The organism is Pseudomonas sp. 20-5, assembly GCF_056782835.1.
This window is the reverse complement of record NZ_CM165584.1, coordinates 4,634,201-4,652,153: the sequence shown is the minus strand read 5'-3', so window position 1 is coordinate 4,652,153 and position 17,953 is coordinate 4,634,201. Positions and strand designations below refer to the sequence as shown.

The 17,953-nt window shown below is 66.0% G+C and carries 16 protein-coding genes; 8 read left to right on the top strand and 8 right to left on the bottom strand.

Annotation, left to right across the window (positions count from 1 at the left end):
- Positions 1-44: 44 nt before the first annotated feature.
- Both AC1RB9_RS21485 and AC1RB9_RS21480 read right to left on the bottom strand, forming a co-directional pair.
- Complete coding sequence (locus AC1RB9_RS21485) at positions 45-1,229, bottom strand: acetate kinase (protein WP_003085814.1); 1,185 nt, start codon at positions 1,227-1,229, stop codon at positions 45-47.
- A complete protein-coding gene (locus tag AC1RB9_RS21480) occupies positions 1,229-1,567 on the bottom strand; it encodes a DUF3565 domain-containing protein (protein WP_003109430.1) in 339 nt (112 codons plus the stop codon). Before AC1RB9_RS21480 ends, AC1RB9_RS21485 begins: the two co-directional genes overlap by 1 nt.
- Here AC1RB9_RS21480 and AC1RB9_RS21475 point away from each other — a divergent pair.
- From AC1RB9_RS21475 to AC1RB9_RS21455, 5 genes are all read left to right on the top strand, one after another.
- Positions 1,536-2,021 carry an FKBP-type peptidyl-prolyl cis-trans isomerase gene (locus AC1RB9_RS21475; RefSeq protein WP_003085816.1) on the top strand — a complete coding sequence of 162 codons (486 nt, stop codon included), beginning with the start codon at positions 1,536-1,538 and terminating at the stop codon, positions 2,019-2,021. The two genes, AC1RB9_RS21480 and AC1RB9_RS21475, sit on opposite strands and share 32 nt — an antisense overlap.
- 205 nt (positions 2,022-2,226) lie before the next feature.
- A complete protein-coding gene (locus AC1RB9_RS21470; protein ID WP_003109429.1) occupies positions 2,227-2,709 on the top strand; it encodes a glutathione peroxidase in 483 nt (160 codons plus the stop codon).
- A gap of 150 nt (positions 2,710-2,859) precedes the next feature.
- Positions 2,860-3,450, top strand: coding sequence for a TetR/AcrR family transcriptional regulator (locus AC1RB9_RS21465; protein WP_003116488.1), 591 nt, complete (start codon positions 2,860-2,862; stop codon positions 3,448-3,450).
- A gap of 40 nt (positions 3,451-3,490) precedes the next feature.
- The gene (locus AC1RB9_RS21460; protein ID WP_003122997.1) at positions 3,491-4,603 is read left to right on the top strand and encodes an NADH:flavin oxidoreductase; all 1,113 of its coding nucleotides are present in this window, start codon (positions 3,491-3,493) and stop codon (positions 4,601-4,603) included.
- Positions 4,604-4,793: 190 nt separating this feature from the next.
- Positions 4,794-5,753, top strand: a complete 960-nt coding sequence (locus AC1RB9_RS21455; protein ID WP_003114223.1) for a DegV family protein — start codon at positions 4,794-4,796, stop codon at positions 5,751-5,753.
- Positions 5,754-5,756: 3 nt separating this feature from the next.
- Here the strand turns inward: AC1RB9_RS21455 and AC1RB9_RS21450 are convergent, their stop codons facing one another.
- From AC1RB9_RS21450 to AC1RB9_RS21425, 6 genes are all read right to left on the bottom strand, one after another.
- Positions 5,757-6,977: a glycosyltransferase family 4 protein gene (locus AC1RB9_RS21450; protein ID WP_003454558.1), complete on the bottom strand. Its 1,221-nt coding sequence runs from the start codon at positions 6,975-6,977 to the stop codon at positions 5,757-5,759.
- 87 nt (positions 6,978-7,064) lie between these two features.
- Entirely contained in the window at positions 7,065-7,688 is a 624-nt protein-coding gene (gene plcR / locus AC1RB9_RS21445; protein WP_023084560.1) for a phospholipase C accessory protein PlcR, read from the bottom strand.
- 17 nt (positions 7,689-7,705) lie between these two features.
- Positions 7,706-9,898: a phosphocholine-specific phospholipase C gene (locus AC1RB9_RS21440; protein ID WP_003158120.1), complete on the bottom strand. Its 2,193-nt coding sequence runs from the start codon at positions 9,896-9,898 to the stop codon at positions 7,706-7,708.
- 340 nt (positions 9,899-10,238) lie between these two features.
- Positions 10,239-12,251, bottom strand: a complete 2,013-nt coding sequence (cerN, locus tag AC1RB9_RS21435; RefSeq protein WP_003454557.1) for a ceramidase CerN — start codon at positions 12,249-12,251, stop codon at positions 10,239-10,241.
- A gap of 377 nt (positions 12,252-12,628) precedes the next feature.
- Positions 12,629-13,369, bottom strand: a complete 741-nt coding sequence (gene cysZ, locus AC1RB9_RS21430; RefSeq protein ID WP_003116482.1) for a sulfate transporter CysZ — start codon at positions 13,367-13,369, stop codon at positions 12,629-12,631.
- An 84-nt stretch (positions 13,370-13,453) separates the two neighbouring features.
- Positions 13,454-15,409, bottom strand: coding sequence for a sensor domain-containing diguanylate cyclase (locus AC1RB9_RS21425; RefSeq protein WP_003115193.1), 1,956 nt, complete (start codon positions 15,407-15,409; stop codon positions 13,454-13,456).
- Between the two features lie 184 nt (positions 15,410-15,593).
- Between AC1RB9_RS21425 and AC1RB9_RS21420 the strand changes: the two genes are divergently transcribed.
- From AC1RB9_RS21420 to AC1RB9_RS21410, 3 genes are all read left to right on the top strand, one after another.
- Positions 15,594-16,193 carry a peroxiredoxin gene (locus AC1RB9_RS21420; protein WP_003085842.1) on the top strand — a complete coding sequence of 200 codons (600 nt, stop codon included), beginning with the start codon at positions 15,594-15,596 and terminating at the stop codon, positions 16,191-16,193.
- Positions 16,194-16,326: 133 nt separating this feature from the next.
- Positions 16,327-17,277, top strand: coding sequence for a thioredoxin-disulfide reductase (gene trxB, locus AC1RB9_RS21415; RefSeq protein ID WP_003114229.1), 951 nt, complete (start codon positions 16,327-16,329; stop codon positions 17,275-17,277).
- A 253-nt stretch (positions 17,278-17,530) separates the two neighbouring features.
- Positions 17,531-17,950, top strand: coding sequence for an MAPEG family protein (locus tag AC1RB9_RS21410; RefSeq protein WP_003085846.1), 420 nt, complete (start codon positions 17,531-17,533; stop codon positions 17,948-17,950).
- Positions 17,951-17,953: the final 3 nt, after the last annotated feature.

Genomic DNA, 17,953 nt, shown 5'->3' with positions numbered 1-17,953 from the left:
GCGTTTGGCCACGCCGCCTGGTTGGGCGGGGGCGTCGATCCAGTTCAGTCGAGCAGGGCCAGCGTGTCGAGGGCGATCTGCCGCTCTTCGTTGGTCGGGATCACCAGTACCCGCGGATGCCCCGCGGCCTGGATCGGCCCGGCGACGCCGCGCACGCAGCGGGCGTTGGCCTCCTGGTCGAGGCGCAGGTCGAACAGCCGCAGGTGGGCGGCGGTCTTGGCACGCACCAGCGGCGAGTTCTCGCCGATGCCGCCGGTGAAGATCACCCCGTCCAGTTGCGGCAGGGCGCAGCTCATCGCCGCCAGGGACTTGGCCAGGCGGTAGCAGAACACCTCGATCGCCAGGGCCGCGCCGGGGTGGCCCTGCTCGCGCTCCTGCTCCAGGGTGCGCATGTCGTTGGACAGGTCGGAGAGGCCGAGCAGGCCACTTTCGTTGTTCAGCATCGAGTCGATGCGCTCCAGGCTCCAGCCCAGGGTCCGCGCCAGGTGGCTGTGCAGGTTGGGGTCGACGTCGCCGCTGCGGGTGCCCATTACCAGGCCTTCCAGCGGGGTCAGGCCCATGCTGGTGTCGAGGCTCTGGCCGTTGACGATGGCGCAGGTCGAACTGCCGTTGCCGAGGTGGGCGCTGAGCCAACTGCTGTCGCCGACCGCCAACCCGGCCATTTCCGCGGCGCGGTGGCTGACGTAGCGGTGGCTGGTGCCGTGGAAGCCGTAGCGGCGTACGCCATGCTCGCGGTAGAGGGCTTCCGGCAGGGCGTAGCGGTAGGCGTGCTCCGGCAGGCTCTGGTGGAAGGCGGTGTCGAACACGGCGACGTGGGGCAGCTTGGGAAACAGCGTCATCGCTGCCTCGATGCCTTGCAGGTTGGCCGGGTTGTGCAGCGGCGCCAGCGGCGCGGTGGCCCGGATCGCCTCGACCACCCGGTCGTCGATGCGCGTGGCATGGGTGAACAGCTCGCCGCCATGCACCACCCGGTGGCCGATGCCGTGGAGCTTGCCGCCCGCGGCGTTCTGCACCATCGGCAGCAACTGGGCGAGGGCGGCGCGGTGGTCGGCGTTGGGAATCATCAGGCTGTCGCTGTCGCCGCCGCGCTTCCAGCGCAGCACCGCATCGCGGCTGCCCAGGCGCTCGGCGAGGCCGTGCAGGGGAAACAGGGAGTGGGCCTCGTTGACCAGGGCGAACTTGATCGACGAACTGCCGCAGTTGATCACCAGTATGTTGCGTGAGGGCATCACTGCTCCTTGGTCTGCTCTTCTTCTTCCCGGGCACACCAGCCGCAGCGAAATTCGCGGCCGAGCTGTCTGTGCCGCTCGTTTTCGTCAAGGACCCAGGCGCGCGATTGCCAGGGCGGTTGGTGGCGCAGGTGTTGAGTATGGCCACAGGACAAGACTGCCACCCAATGGCCTTCCTCGTCCTGATGAAAATCAATCACCCGCGACGGCGCTCGCGCGCCCCGTTCATCAGGGGCGCGGTCGCTTTCGGGGCTATTGATGCGTACACTTACGCATTCATCTTCTTTATCGAAAAGGTTTCGAACCATGCAGATCGCGGCCAACAAGGCGGTTTCCATCGACTATACCCTGACCAACGACGCCGGGGATGTCATCGACAGTTCCGCTGGTGGCGCGCCGCTGGTCTACCTGCACGGTGCCGGCAACATCATCGTCGGCCTGGAGAAGGCCCTGGAAGGCAAGAACGTCGGTGACGAACTGAGCGTCGCCATCGAGCCGGAAGACGCCTATGGCGAATACAGCGCCGAACTGGTCGCGACCCTGACCCGCGAGATGTTCGAAGGCGTCGACGAACTGGAAGTCGGCATGCAGTTCCACGCCTCGGCTCCGGACGGCGGCATGCAGATCGTCACCATCCGCGACATCGACGGCGACGACGTGACCGTCGACGGCAACCATCCGCTGGCCGGCCAGCGCCTGAACTTCAAGGTCAAGGTAGTCGACGTGCGCGAGGCCAACGCCGAGGAAATCGCCCACGGCCACATCCATGGCGAAGGCGGTCACCACCACTGATCGGCGTTCATTCGCCGATTGATGGCCTGGGCCGTCCGCCGGCGGAACTGCTAAGCTGGTATAGCGAAAGGCGCCTGTGGGCGCCTTTCGCGTCATGCGCCATGCCTGGGCTCTTTACCCCGTCCCTGGGGATGCGCCGCAGCCAGGGTTCTTGCCCGGTGCGGGGCTTGGCACGTTGTGTCGCTGAATGCGCAAGGAGTACGTCATGAGTGCCTTTCACGATCTCACCCTGCAGGGGTTGGATGGACAGGACCTGCCGCTTTCCCCGTTCAAGGGCAAGGTGCTGCTGGTGGTCAATGTCGCCTCCAAATGCGGCCTGACACCCCAGTACGCCGGCCTGGAGAATCTCTACCAGACCTACCGCGAGCGCGGTTTCGCGGTGCTCGGCGTGCCCTGCAACCAGTTCGCCGGGCAGGAGCCGGGCAGCGAGGCGGATATCCAGTCCTTCTGCAGCCTGAACTATGGCGTCAGCTTCCCGATGAGCGCCAAGGTCGAGGTCAACGGCAGCGCGCGGCATCCGCTCTATCGCCTGCTGGCGGGCGAGGGCGCGGAGTTTCCCGGCGACATCACCTGGAACTTCGAGAAATTCCTGCTCGGTCCCGACGGTCGCGTGCTGGCGCGTTTCAGCCCGCGCACGGCGCCGGACGACCCGGCCCTGGTGCAAGCCATCGAGAAGGCCCTGGGTTGATCTCCCGCGGGACGCGTTCGCGTCCCGCCGCTTCCTTTCCTGTCTTGCGCCGCTTCATGACGCAACGCGATAAGCCCCTGCCTGTAACGCCTGATCACCGCCGTTGATAATGCTGGGCGGACGAGACGACCGGTCATATTCTCTCGTTCCATGACTAGCAACCGACTCGACAAGCGCGAACTGATCCTGGCCAAGGGCTCCGAGGTCATGACCCGACGTGGCTACCACGGCACCGGGGTGCTGGAGATCGTCCAGGCCGCGCGCATCCCCAAGGGCTCTTTCTATCACTACTTCGATAGCAAGGAAGCTTTCGCCCAGCAGGCCCTGGAGCACGTCTACGCGCCGCGCCTGGCGCGCTACGCCCAGGCCCTCGGCGATAGCCGCTTCAGCCCGCGCGAGCGGGTGCTGCGCTACTACGGCGAGCTGCTGGAGCACTTCGCCCGCCAGGAAAAGCCCGAATACCACTGCTTCATCGGCAGCCTGAGCTTCGAGATGGCCGAGCTGTCGCCGCCGATCGCGGCCAAGGTCGAGTCGATCCTGCAGGCTTCCGCGCGAATCCTCCAGGACTGTCTGGAGCAGGCGCGCGAGGCCGGCGAACTGGCCGCCGACGAGGACTGCGCGAGCCTGGCCGGCTTCATCGGCTTCGCCTGGCAGGGCGCCCTGGCGCGCTTCAAGGTCGGCGCCGGCCTCGCTCCGCTGAATGCTTTCATGTCGCGCCTGGAGCTGCTGCTCCGCGCCTGATACCTGCCCGAACCTCCCATTCCCCCTCAGGAGTCCGTCCATGAGTGCCCCCGTAGAAGCCCTGTTCCAACCGTTCCGCCTCGGCGCCCTGGAACTGCCCACCCGTGTGGTGATGGCACCGATGACCCGCAACTTTTCCCCCGGCGGCGTACCCAACGCCAAGGTCGTCGAGTACTACCGCCGGCGCGCCGCCGCCGGCGTCGGCCTGATCGTCAGCGAAGGCACAACGGTCGGCCACAAGGCCGCCAACGGCTATCCGAACGTGCCGCGCTTCTATGGCGAGGACGCCCTGGCCGGCTGGAAGCAGGTGGTCGAGGCGGTGCATGCCGAGGGCGGGCGCATCGTTCCGCAGCTCTGGCACGTCGGCAGCGTTCGGCGCCTGGGCGTGGAGCCGGACGCCAGCGTGCCCGGCTACGGCCCGATGGAGAAGGCCAAGGACGGCAAGGTGCTGGTCCACGGCATGAGTAAGGCCGACATCCAGGACGTCATCGCCGCCTTCGCCCAGGCCGCCCGCGACGCCCAGGCGATCGGCATGGACGGGGTGGAGATCCACGGCGCCCACGGCTACCTGATCGACCAGTTCTTCTGGGAAGGCAGCAACCAGCGGGACGACGAGTACGGCGGCAGCCTGGCCAATCGCTCGCGCTTCGCCGTCGAGCTGGTGCGGGCGGTGCGCGCGGCGGTCGGCGCGGATTTCCCGATCATCTTCCGCTTCTCTCAATGGAAGCAGCAGGACTATTCCGCGCGCCTGGTGGAAACCCCGGAGGGCCTGCGCGAGTTCCTCGCGCCGCTGGTGGAGGCCGGCGTCGATATCTTCCACTGCTCGACCCGCCGCTTCTGGATTCCCGAGTTCGAAGGCTCGGAACTCAACCTGGCCGGCTGGACCCGCGAGCTGACCGGCAAGCCGACCATTACCGTGGGTAACGTCGGCCTGGACGGCAGCGAGTTCCTGCAATTCTTCGGCAAAACCGACGAGGTGGCGCAGCCGGCGAGCATCGACGGCCTGGTGGAGCGCCTGGACAAGGGCGAGTTCGACCTGGTCGCGGTGGGCCGCGCGCTGCTGGTGGATCCGGAGTGGGCGGTGAAGGTCCGCGAGGGGCGTATCGGCGACATCAAGCCGTTCAGCCGCGAGGCCCTGGCCAGCCTGGTCTGAAGGCGCGTCCGCGACGCACCGGCCCGGCGCCGCGCCGGCAAGCAGATCCCACCCCTCGGGGTGGGATTTTTCATGGCCGTGATTTTTTCCGAAAACCCGCCGTGCGGCCGGCTGACTTCAAAGTCCGAAACGGGCATTGTATGACCGCCAACACAACAATAGGCCGAGAAACGGCCAGAGGAGCGAATCCATGCGTATCGGCCTGGTGGTCGACGCGACCTGCGACCTGCCGCCCGAATTCCTCGCCGCCCACGGCATCCGCGTGATGCCGATCGGGATCCGCCTGGGCGAGCAGCGGCTCATCGATCGACGCGACCCCGACACCACCCTGAGCTTCTACCGCGACCACCTGCCCAAGGTCGGTAGCAAGGACGGCAGCCAGCCGCTCTCCGCCGCCGAGTTGCAACAATGGTTCCTCGACGAACTGGTGACCGACTTCGACTACGTGGTCTGCCTCACCGTCGACAGCCTGCGCAGTCCGATCTTCGAGCACGCCACCCAGGCCTCCTTCGGCCTGCTCCAGCACTACCACGAGCGCCGCCACGCGGCCGGCATCGCCGGTCCCTTCACCCTGCGCGTACTCGACAGCCACTCGGTGTTCGCCGGCATCGCCTGCCTGGCGGCCGAGGGCACGCGCCTGCTGGCGCAGGGCAGCCACCCCAACGCGCTGCGTACGCGCCTCGAACAGCTCAGCCAGCAGACCTGCACCTACCTGGTCGCCGATGACCTGGGCCACTTGCGCCGGCGCGGCTTCCAGAAGGGTGATCGCAGCGGTTTCGTCGACCGGGTCAAGGGCGCAGCGCTGGGGTTGGGCTCGCTGCTCGACGTCAAGCCGGTGTTCAGCCTGGCCGATGGCGAGGACAAACCGGTGGCGCTCTCGCCGAGCTTCGAGAAGTCGGCGGAGAAGCTGTTCGGCTATGCCCTGGCGCGGGTACAGGCGGGTGAGCTGCTGGCACCGCAACTGGGTCTCAGCTATGCCGGCGATCCGACCGCGCTGCGCGACCTGCCGGGCTTCGCCGCGCTGGAGAACGCCTGCCGCGAGCGCGACATCCACTTGCACCTGGGCATGCTCAGCCCTACCGGCGGCATCAACCTGGGCGCCGGGGCCATGAGCCTGGGCTTCATCGCCACGCCGAAAGCCTTTGCCTGAGACCTACTCGCGGCTGCGTGGCAAGGCCCCGCCATCCTCTGCCGGCGGCCGCTCGGGCTTCGACCGAGCGGGCTGGACCAGCGGACTGGCGCAGGCGTCTTCCAGGTAGTTCTGGAAGTGCTCGACGATACTGTCCCAACCTTGCCGGCTGGCGTGTTGGCGGGCGTTGAGACGGACCCGGCGCAGGCGTTCCTGGTCGTCCAGCAGCCAACTGGCGACTTCGACGAAGCCGCTCTTGTCGCCCGGCGCGGCGAGCACGCCGTTGTGCCCATGGCGGATGTGCTGGCCGGCGGCGGCCTGGTCGAAGGCGACCACCGCGAGGCCGGCGGCCTGGGCTTCGAGGACCACGTTGCCGAAGGTCTCCGACAGGCTTGGGAAGAGGAACAGGTCGCCCGAGGCGTATTGGGCGGCCAGGGTTTCGCCGCGCTGGACGCCGCAGAACAGCGCTTCGGGCAGGTCCCGTTCGAGGTGCCTGCGCTCCGGCCCGTCGCCCACCAGTACCAGGCGCAGCTTCAGCTGCGGATGGGCGGCGCAGAGCGCGCGGAAGGTGCCGCCGAGCAGGCCGAGGTTCTTCTCTGCCGCCAGCCGGCCGACGTGCAGCACGGCGATGTCCTGTTCGCCCAGGCCCCAGCGCCGGCGTAGTTCGGGATCGCGCCGGGAGGGATGGAAGAGTTGGCTGTCGACCCCGCGGGAGAGCAGGTTGAGACGTTCGAAACCGCGCCGCTGCAATTCCATGCGCTGGCTGCCGCTGGGCACCAGGGTCATCTGCGTGCGGTTGTGGAACCAGCGCAGGTAGCCGGTGACCAGCCGGGTCAGCGGACCGAAGCCGTAGTGCTCGCTGTACTGCTGGAAGTTGGTGTGGAAGCCGCTGACCGCCGGGATGCCCAGGCGCCGCGCGGCGCGCAGGGCAGAGAAGCCGAGCGGGCCTTCGGTGGCGATGTAGAGCACGTCCGGGCGCTGGCGCTTCCAGCAGCGCAGCAGCTTGTGCAGGCTCGACATGCCCCATTGCAGGCCGGGGTAGCCGGGCAACGGCCAGCCGCGGGTCAGCACCAGCTCGGCGTCGCTGCGCCGGCCGTCGTCGCCGGGCTGGCGCGGGCGCACCACCTGGACCCGATGGCCAAGCTGCTGGAGACCGGCATGCAGGCGCCCCAGGGTATTGGCGACGCCGTTGACTTCCGGTGGGTAGGTTTCGCTGATCAGGGCGATGCTTAGAGGTCTGCTCATGACGTCAGTGTCGACCGACGCCGTGTAGCGGATGTGAAGTTTTGGTGACGCTTGCGTGACGGCGCCCCTGTCGGGGCGCCGTGGATTTCAGCGTTGCAGCAGGCGTGGGTTCTCCTCGCCGAAGATCTGCTTGCGCAGGGCCTTGAGGCGTTCGTCGATGGCGGCGTGACGCTGCTCCTCGTCGTCGACGCTGGCGAGCACCTCGGCGATCACCTTGTCTGACTCTTGCGCGTATTCGCGCAGTTGCTCTTCCTCGCCAGGCGTCGGCGCTTGCTGCTGGACGGAGGCGTTGTCCTTGAGCGCCATCCAGATCTCGAAGTCGAGCGCCTCGCGGCGCCTGGCATCGGCCTCCACATAGGGCGTCAGACGCTGGATCTCCTCGAAGGTCTGGCGCGGATCGGCGCCGACCGCCACCTCGCGCTTGAGCTGTTCGATCAGGCCTTCGGCGGCCTGCTTGCGTTCGATCTCGGACATCTGCCCGGCGTTGCGGCCGAACTCGCCGAGTTGCTGTTCCAGGTTGTCGGGAGCGGTGGCTGTATTCATCTCGGGGGCTCGGGAAGGAATGGAAGGTTTTGCCGCCGGTGTGTCCTGCGGGGGAGACGCGAAGGGCGCGACGGGCGCCGGCTCCGATGGGTAAAGCAACAGGACGGCGCCGATGGCCGTGCCGCAGAGCAGCAGGGCCAGCAAGGTCCAGGTCAGGGTAGGTCTCATGCGATGGACTCCTCGCTTCAGGTCGCTGCGATGTCGAGCAATGGATCGCTCCTGCTCGGCTTGCCGGTCTCGACGTGTCCGGCCAGGCGGCGGAGATAGTTGGCTTCCGTATTGCTGGCGGTCACGCTGAGGTCGTACCAGCCCTGGCTGCTGCGTAACAGCCACACTTCACTGATCGCCTGGTTCGGTTCGAGTTCATAGCGACGGCTGCCCTCCCGGGTATAGGCCGGGTTCGGCGTCACCGTCACGCTGCACGGCAGGCGGCCGAGATTGCGGATGTTCAACTGCAGGTTGCCGTTGCGTTGATAGGTGACCGATACCTCGGGCCGCGCCATCTGCGCGGCGAGATGCAGGTTGCCGTGGAACTCGCGGAAGAAGCCGTTGGGGCCGTGCACCTCGAAGGCGTAGCGGCCGTTGGCGTCGAGCAGGTCGTCGAGTTCGTCGTTGAGGGTCCGGCCCAGTTCCTCTCCGCTTTCCTGGACCACCGGATAGCTGGTCACGGTATAGAAGCGCGGATTGCCGACTTCCCGCGGCTGCACCTGGAATACCGCAGCGGAGTGTCCCTGCGGATTGCCCGGCAGGCTCATGCCGTCGTTGCCCAGGGTCAGGCGCAGCTTGCCGGCGGCGATGTCGAGGGCCAGCGTGGCGTGCAACTGGTAGGGCACCGCGAGGGTAGGGCGCTGGCCCTTTTCCTGGCCGGGCAGGCTCTTCGGCTCGTAGGACCAGTACTTGGGGCTGGGCCGGTAGAACTGCTGCCAGTAGGCGTCCTCCTTGCGCGCGTCGCTCTGCGGGACGTTGGTCAGGTCGGGGGCGACCTGGGTATCGCCTGCGCCCTGGAAGTCGAACAGCGAAGTCAGGTCGCCGCAGACGGCACGCCGCCAGGGCGAGATGTTTTCCTCGACGACGCCGAAGCGGCGTTCGAGGAAGCGCAGCACCGAGGTATGGTCGAACACTTCGGCGCTGACCTTGCCGCCCTTCGACCAGGGCGAGATGGCGATCAGCGGGACGCGGTGGCCGAGCCCGATGGGCAGCCCGCTGGATGCCTCGATCTCGCCGGCGGTGCTGACCGTGGAAAGGCCGACGCCATCCTTCCACGGCGGCACCGGGGCGCTGGCGTGGTCATAGAAGCCGTCGCCCTCGTCGTAGTTGAGGATGAACACGGTCCTGGCCCAGACCTCGGGGTTGCTGGTCAGCGCCTCGAGCACCCGGGTCACGTAGTACTCGCCGAACGAGGGGCCCCACCAGGGATGCTCGCAGTAGCAGTAGGGCGCGACGATCCACGACACCTGCGGCAGCGTGTTCTCCTGCACATCCTTGCGCAACTGGTCGACGCCGCGGGCGAGCATGGCGCGCTGCCAGAGGTCCGAATCGCGCGGAGCGTTCTTGAAGTTCCTGAACCAGGCGAGGGCGTTGCAGTCGTAGTTGTTCTGCTCCTGGAGCCGGTATTTCCAGTAGGCGTCGACGTACAGGTACCAGAGTGACGAGGAGCGGTAGCCGCCTTCCTGGTAGACCCGCCAGTCCACGCCAGCGGCGCTTAGCCGCTCGGGATAGGTGGTCCAGTCCACCGTGCCGCTGGCGCCGATGGTGCCGTCGCCCATGTCGTTGCCGATGTGTACGTCCTTGCCGTCGCCGCTGGGGGCGGCGCGTCCGCTCATGTGGTAGAGGCGGTTCGGATTGGTCGGGCCCATCATCGACTGGTGGTAGGCCTCGCACAGGGTGAAGGCGTCGGCCAGGGCGTAGTAGTAGGGAATGTCGCCGCGCTTGAAGTAGCCCATGGCTTCGGGGTACTGCACCGCCATCCACTTGTCGTTGCGGCCCTGGTTCCAGATCGCGTGGAAGGCCGACCATTCATGGTTCTGCGAACTCACCCACTGGGCGCTGGTGACCTTGGTATCCCAGTGATAGGGGGAGAACTCGTACTTGTAGTTCTGGTACCAGACCGGCTTGCCGTCCTGGCGCTTGAGCGCGCGAGGGTCGTTGAAGCCGCGGACGCCGTTGAGGTGGCCGAAGTAGTGATCGAAGCTGCGGTTCTCCTGCATCAGGATGACCACGTGCTGGACGTCCTGGATGGTTCCGGTGCGGATGTCCGGCTCGACGGCCAGGGCGCGCCGGAGCGTCTCCGGGAACAGCCCGGAAAGGCCGGCCAGGGTAGCGGCCTGGGCGCCGTGCTTGAGAAAGGTTCGACGGCGGAATTTCCAGTTTTCGGTCATCGTTTTATTTCCCGGGTGGTTTTTTGATTTCCATCAATCTGCGTACTTCTTGTTTCGAGATGATTAATCGTCTTCGCTGTTTTTCCGGCAGGGAATACAGCGAGCCGATGGTTTCATGGCGATAATTTATCGGTTGATCCCGAAAGCGACTTCGATATGACCTTGAGCGACAACTTGAGAAGTTTTTCGGGATAAAAACAAAGGGCATGGAAATGGAGTTCCATGCCCTTGTCGGCTGAATGAAAGGTCACTTGTTCATGTGTTTAAATCACATTTTATTTGACGACTTTCATGCGTCATAAAGTTGGCTGGCGAATCTCGCAACCTTGGCTGGAGCCCGCTAGGGAGTGGTGCCGAGCACCTCGAAGGAGCGGGTCGATCCGCCGATTTCGCTGATCTTCTGGGTCCAGAAGTTCTTCGCGTTGCCGTAGTGCCTGATGTAGTAATGGCCGGGCTCGGTCCCTGGTGGAATGGACCAGTTGATAGTCGCTTTCGAGGCAGATATACCCACTCTCTCCCAGCGGTATTGAGTATCCCAGTCATTATCGGTGGCAACGGTCACGGGCGTCTGTTTGCCATCCTTGCCGATATTCACCACTTCCAGGAAAGTCTTCTCGGTGCGCAAGTCATTCTTCGGATGTCCGGTCACGAAAGCGACGGTCACCTTGTCGCCGATGCGATAACTTTCCCTGGGTTGTTGCAACACGTCGCCGAAGGACTTGCCGATATAGGGATCATCGGCCACTACTCCGGTCTGGAAGTTCATCTGGCAGCAGGACAGGTCCGGCGCTATCGCCGAGGTTTCCACCGGCAGGCGTTCGCGCAGCGCCACCGCCATGTCGACGAACAACTGCTGGTAGGCGGCCTGGGTCCAGGGGCCATAGAGGGTCGAGCCGCCTTCGTATTCCTGGGCGGCGTATTCCTCGCGGGTGGTGACGTAGCTGGCATAGGCATTCGCGTAGCCATTGAAGACCACATGGCGGATACCGGCCGCTTCGCTGGCCGCCTGCACCGCGCGGCGGATCCGCACCCCGGCCATCACGGTGAACTCGGCGGGGGCGCCGAGCAGTTCCAACTGGCCGATGCGGAACATCTGGATCGGCAGCACCGTCGGCGTCCAGGGGTAGGGTTTCTTGTTGCCGGTGTCGGCGAGGATGGTCTTTTCCGCCTGGCATTGCACCAGTTCCTGCGGCGGCACGCCGGTGAGCAACCCGCCCAGGGCCGAGAGGAACGGATTGTTGCCTTCCTCCAGCCCCAGCGGGCCTGGACCGTCTTCGGTGCTACCGGCGGCCAGGCTGGTGCCGATGGCCGCGGTGCACAACTGGCGCGGCTGGCCGTCGGTGAACTCCGGGCGGATCGGCAGGCGGGTGAAGTCGACGAAACGGAAGCGCGAATCCAGTTCGCCGAGCACTTCCTCCTGGGCCTGGCCGGCGATCTCGTAGGCCTTGGCGAATTGGCGCAGACCGATCTCGCGGGTGTTGTCGAACTCGTTGTCGAAGGGACCGGAGCCGGGCTTCAGGTTCAGGTTGGGCGACAGGTTGCCGGCATTGGTCTGGGCGAAGGCGGCGACGAAACCGCTCTTGCGGCTGACGTCGTGCTCCCAGTGATAGGAGGCGTAGCCCTTGTTGTCCGGGGAGATCAGGTGATTGGCGTTGGTCATCGAGGTGCTGTGCACCGGGAACCAACTGATCGCGCCGGCCAGGTCGCCGTTGGCGTCGACGAAGCTGAGCACGCTCATCTGCGGGTCGATGCCATCCTCGTAGCCGGCGATGTCCGGATTCTTCAGGTGCGACAGCAGCGAACGGTTGCGGCTGGCGTTGCGCAGCTCGCCGCTGCCGTAGAACAGGCGGCCGGGCTGCAACCTGGCCTGGGCCCGCTCGATGGAGCGGACGATGCCGTCGACGATGGCGTTGAAGGTCTTTTCCTGGAAGCCGAGCACCGACAGGTTGTACATCGCGTAGTGGGAGAAGCCGCCCGGACCGGAGTGGGTGTGGGTGGCGGCGAGCATCACGTTGTTCTCGTCGTAGACACCGGGGTACTTCGCCTTGAGCCGGGCCAGGACCTTCAGGTGCACGGCCTGGAAGATCATCCCCAGGTCGGTGTTGACGTAGACCAGGCGACGTCCGCTGGCCGCTTCCTCGATCACGAAGGCACGCGCCCACTGGCGCATGTGGATGCCGGCGGTCTTCTGTTCGAGGGAGGAGTAACCCATCATGCCGACTTCGGCGGCTTCGCCGGTGATGTCCGCCTTGCCCAGGCCGAAGCGGTAGGGCAGGTCGTCGGCCCTGGCAGGCATGGAGAGCGCCAGCAGGACGCAGGACAGCAAGAGCGCGGTGAATGCGGAACGTGACATGGCGACCCTCTTCTTGTTTTCCGCCGCTGGGCGGGCTGGGGACGGTGGTCATCGAAAGCGGGCCGGAGCCTGCTTCGCCTGGTTGCCACTGTAGTGCCAGGGTGGTGGAGTCGAGGGGGGCGTAGCGGACAGGAAGGGGGTGAGCGCCGGCCATCCTGCATGGACGGCAAGGCAGGCGGGTAAAAAAAGGCCGCCTGCGTGGGGAGGCACCGGCGGCCAGTCGGTTCGGCAGCGTCGAGCCGGTCTGCAAGGGCTGGCGCAGGTCTCGGCTGCGGCCTGCGCCGACGCTCCCGAGGGCATTCGTAGTGTGCCCGACGCCGGCTGTCAGGGTGCTGACGCCCGCCTGACAATGCCGACAGCGGACACCGGGCGCATGCTTATTTCACCAGCGCCTTCTCGCCTTCCTCGCGGACCCAGAACAGGGTGGCGCCGGCGACGGCGGCGGGCATCATGACCAGGTTGACCAGCGGGATCAGCAGCGCCAGGTAGGTCACCCCGCCGAAACCCATGCACGCCCAGCGCTTGCTGCGCAGCCAGGCGAGCATCTCGTTCCAGCCGAGCTTGTGGTTGTCCGCCGGATAGTCGATGTACTGCACCGCCATCATCCAGATGCCGAAGAGGATCCACAGCGGCGTGGCGATCAGGTTGACCCCGGGCACGAAGCTCAGCACCAGCAGCACCAGCGCGCGCGGCAGGAAGTAGGCGAGCTTGCGCATCTCGCGACCCATGGTGCGCGGGATCATCGCCAGCAGTTCGGCCCAGCTGAACGGCGGGAAGTCGTCGCGGCCGCGAACCACCACCTCGACCTTTTCCGAGAGGAAGCCGTTGAACGGCGCGGAGATGATGTTGGCGACCATGGTGAAGGTGAAGAACACGATCACCAGCACCAGCAGGACGAACAACGGCCAGACGATGTACTGCAGGAAGCTCAGCCAGTCGGGCAGGCTGGGCATCAGCAGGTCGACCCAGTGGCTGAACTGCTGCATCGCGAAGCCGATCAGCAGGGCGAACACCAGCAGGTTGAGGGTCAGGGGGATCAGCACGAACAGGCGCAGGCCGGGACGCATGATCAGCTTCAGGCCTTCGCCGAGGTATTGCGGGCCGCTCAGGGCTGGCATAGGGAATGGTTCTCCGATGGGATGCGGGCTGAAACCTTAGCAGACTGGCGAAAGCCCGCGACAGAGCCTGTTTGTCCGCGCATTTCAGGCTGGCGCCTGGTACAGGCAATAGTGGTTGCGCTGGCGCTTGGCCTCGTACATGGCGCTGTCGGCGGCACGGACCAGTCCTTCGGCATCGCCGGCATGCCGCGGGTAGAGAGCGATGCCGATGCTCGGGGTGACGAAGTCGATGCGTTCGCCATTCAGCGCGATCGGTTGGACCAGCGCCGCCAGCAGGCGTTCTGCGAGGCGCTGCGGATTGTTTTCCTGGCTGTCCTCGAGGAGCACGGCGAATTCGTCGCCGCCCAGGCGGTAGGCCTTGTCCGGCTGCCGCAGGGTGCTGCGTACCCGTTCGGCGACGGTCCTGAGGAGGGCATCGCCGATGTCGTGGCCGAAGCGGTCGTTGACCTCCTTGAAGCGGTCCAGGTCCAGGTACAGCAGCGCCAGTTCGCTTCCGCCGGAGCCGGCGCGAAGCAACGCCTGGCCGAGCTGTTCGTCGAAGGCCTTGCGGTTGCCCAGGCCGGTCAGCGGGTCGCGGTAGGCCATTTCCAGCAATTGCTGCTGGTAGGCGATCTGGTCGCTGACGTCGCGGACGATGCCGCGGTAGCCCCGTAGTTCGCCCTGCAGGTCGTGGATCAGCGAAACCGTGGCCTCGAAGTAGCCGAGGCTGCCGTCGGCGCGCTGCAGGGGGATGGCGAAGGTCTTGCCTGCGCCGCTCTGCATGGCGCGCTGGAAGGGTTGGCGGGCACGCGCCAGGTCGTCTTCGCCGAGCAGTTCGTAGTAGGGATGGCCGATCAGCGTTTCGCGCGTCTGGCCGAGCAGTTGGCAGAGCGCGGGGTTGACGGTGAGGATCACGCCGTCGACGTCCATTTCGAAGTAGCCGTCGCGCATCGACTGGAGGATCGCCCGGTCGCGCGCCTCGCTGTGTTCCAGGCGCTCGAGCATCTGGTTCATCTCGCCCGCCAGTTGTCCCAGCTCGTCGTTGCCGAAGTCGCTCAGGCGTATCGAGTGGGCGTTGCGTCCGACTTCGGCGACCTCCCGGTTGAGCCGTTGGACCCGGCGCAGGACCCACAGCTCCAGGGCCAGGTAGCCGACCAGGAAAGCGCCCAGCGCGACCAGCAGGGAGGCGCCGAGGAAGAAGTTGATGGCCTTCTCGCCCTGGATGTAGAGCAGGCGTTTCTTGGTGATGTCGAAGCGCAGCTGCGGCTCGCCGCTGGAACTCAGGTACTGCACCGAGACCTGCTGGACATGTTCGCCGATGAACCGCCGTGGGCTGAGCAGGGCCTGGTTGTGGGTACTGCCGCTGCGGCTGCGCAGCGGCTTCCAGGTGGAGTCGGTGGCGATGTTGGGCATCGGTTGCAGGTCGGCCTGCATCTGTTCGCGGAGGTTGGCCAGGCGTTCCCGGTCGAGGAAGTAGCCGGCGAGGATCGCGCCCTTCGCCGGCGCGCTACCCTGGTTGTTGCTGATAGGCACGCTGACCAGCAGGGTCGGCAGGTTGTCGACCAGCAGCAGCTCGCTCAGGCTGTGGTCGGTGCGTCCGCGAAAGTCCAGCGCGCCGAGGCGGATGGCGCGTTGCTGCAGTGCCTCGAGCAGGGCCTGGTCGCTCGCCGAGGGGGCGCCGAAGAGCACGCGCTGGTCGGGCGCGGGCGGGGACCACTGCTTCAGTTGCAGGTGACCCCGGTCGTCGAGGAACAGGACGAAGTCGAATCCCAGGTCGTCGAGCATCTCGTGGTCGAGGTTTTCCTGTTCGAAGGTCTCGTTGGGGCGCTGGATGAAGTCGTAGCTGGCATCCCACCAGGCGTAGGTGCGAACGATGTCCAGATGGCGCTTCAACTCGAAGTCCAGCCGGTTGTGCAGGACGGTGGCGCCCTCTTGCAGGCGTTGCTGGTCCTCTCGGTCGAAACGGCTCAGCAGGATGCTTTCCGACAAGAGCCAGATACCGCCGAGACTGGCGGCCAGCAACGGCAGGAACAGCCAGAGCAGGCGTGTGCGTAGGGGCATGCGGTGAGGACGGGTAATGGGCGACAGCATGAGTCTAGCCGCAGGTTGAGAGCATAGGCTGACTCTATCGTGCGAATTGAAATTCGACATTTCAATGCATCGTCGTGGCTGGGTAACCTGCGCTGCATATTCTTCCGGGAGCCTGGCGTCGCCGGGCGCAACCCAACCTTCTAGGAGCCTCGCGATGAGCGTACTGGTCAACAAGCAAGCCCCCGATTTCACTGCCGCCGCGGTCCTCGGCGACGGTTCCATCGTCGATGCCTTCCAGCTTTCCAGCCTGCGCGGCAAGTACGTCGTACTGTTCTTCTGGCCGCTCGACTTCACTTTCGTCTGCCCCTCGGAAATCATCGCCCACAACAACCGCATGGATAAGTTCCGCGAGCTGGGCGTCGAGGTGGTCGGTGTCTCCATCGACTCGCAGTTCACCCATCACGCCTGGCGCAGCACGCCGGTGGAGAAGGGCGGCATCGGTGCGGTCGAGTTCACCATGGTCGCCGACGTCAAGCACGAGATCACCCGCGCCTACGGCATCGAGCACGAGGACGGCGTGGCCTTGCGTGCTTCGTTCCTGATCGACCGCGCCGGGGTGGTCCAGCACCAAGTGGTGAACAACCTGCCGCTGGGGCGTGAGGTGGACGAGATGGTGCGCCTGGTCGAGGCCCTGCAGTTCACCGAGGAACACGGCGAGGTCTGCCCGGCCGGCTGGCGCAAGGGCCAGAAAGGCATGAAGGCGAGCGCCGAGGGCGTGGCCTCGTACCTGGCCGAGAACGCCGAGGCACTGTGATCCCGATGCCGGGCGCGAAGTGTGCCCGGCCGACCTTTTCCCGGGGCGACCGCTCCTTCCAAGCCTTCCCCATGTGCTTTGGTGGCCCCGTTTTTATTCGCGCCGACGCTGATGTCGGCAGGAGTCCGACGAGATGCCCGATACCCTCCGCCACGCCCGAGTGATCATCCTCGGTTCCGGTCCCGCCGGTTACAGCGCGGCTGTCTACGCCGCGCGCGCCAACCTCAAGCCGCTGCTGATCACCGGCATGCAGGCCGGCGGCCAGTTGACCACCACCACCGAGGTCGACAACTGGCCGGGCGATCCCCACGGCCTGACCGGCCCGGCACTGATGCAGCGGATGCAGGAGCACGCCGAGCGCTTCGAGACCGAGATCGTCTTCGACCACATTCATGCCGTGGACCTGGCCGGCAAGCCGTTCACCCTGCGCGGCGACAATGGCACCTACACCTGCGACGCACTGATCGTCGCCACCGGTGCCAGCGCGCGCTACCTGGGGTTGCCGTCGGAGCAGGCGTTCATGGGCAAGGGCGTGTCGGCCTGCGCCACCTGCGACGGTTTCTTCTACCGCAACCGCGAAGTGGCGGTGATCGGCGGCGGCAATACCGCTGTCGAAGAGGCCCTGTACCTGGCCAACATCGCCAGCCGGGTGACCCTGGTGCATCGTCGCGAAACCTTCCGCGCCGAGAAGATTCTCCAGGACAAGCTGCAGGCGCGGGTAGCCGAAGGCAAGATAGTGCTCAAGCTCAACGCCGAGGTCGATGAGGTGCTTGGCGACACGATGGGCGTCACCGGCGTGCGCCTGAAGACCCGCGATGGTGGCAGCGAGGAGATCGCCGTGGATGGCATGTTCGTCGCCATCGGCCATACTCCCAATACCTCGCTGTTCGAAGGGCAACTGGCCCTGAAGGACGGCTACCTGGTGGTCAACGGCGGGCGCGAAGGCAACGCCACCGCGACCAACGTACCGGGTGTGTTCGCCGCCGGCGACGTGGCCGACCACGTCTACCGCCAGGCGATCACCTCGGCCGGCGCCGGCTGCATGGCCGCGCTGGATGTGGAGCGCTATCTCGATTCGCTCTGATGAGAAGACAGCCCTGAGTGCTGCGTGCAAGGAAGGCCCCGCTTCGGCGGGGCTTTTCTTTGTCCGTTCGGAAGGCCGCGGGCAGTGGGTCGTCCGGTTACGCATCCGCCGACGGCGTACATCGGGGCCGAGCGGCGTGCCGGCAGAACACGACTTAAGGACGGCGGACTGCGAATAGAGCAATTGCTCTAGCCGGCCTAGAATCCAGACGCTTCATCCTTCCCACGACAACACAATAGAAGGAGCGTCATCCATGTTTCTCAGCCCTAGCGCGATCTGCCTGCTCGGCCTGATCGCCTGGACCCTGTTGCTGGTCTTCCTGCTGGTCAGCCAGCGCGGCCTGCTGGTACTCGGCGGGCGGATGGCGGTGAACGCCTTCGCCGCCGATGGCAGCAACACGCCTGGCGGTTTCGGCCAGCGGCTGGTGCGAGTCCATGCCAACTGCGTGGAGAACCTGCCGCTGCTGGCCGGCGCGCTGCTCTACGCGATCGCCAGCGGGCAGAGCAGCCTGACCGACCCGTTGGCGCCACTGGTGCTCGGCGCACGGCTGTTCCAGTCGCTGATGCACCTGGTCAGCACCTCCGCGCTGTTCGTCTGGCTGCGTTTTGCCGGCTTCTTCGTGCAGTTGCTGGTGCTCGCCTGGTGGCTGCTGCTCCTCGCGGGGCTGGCCTAGCGG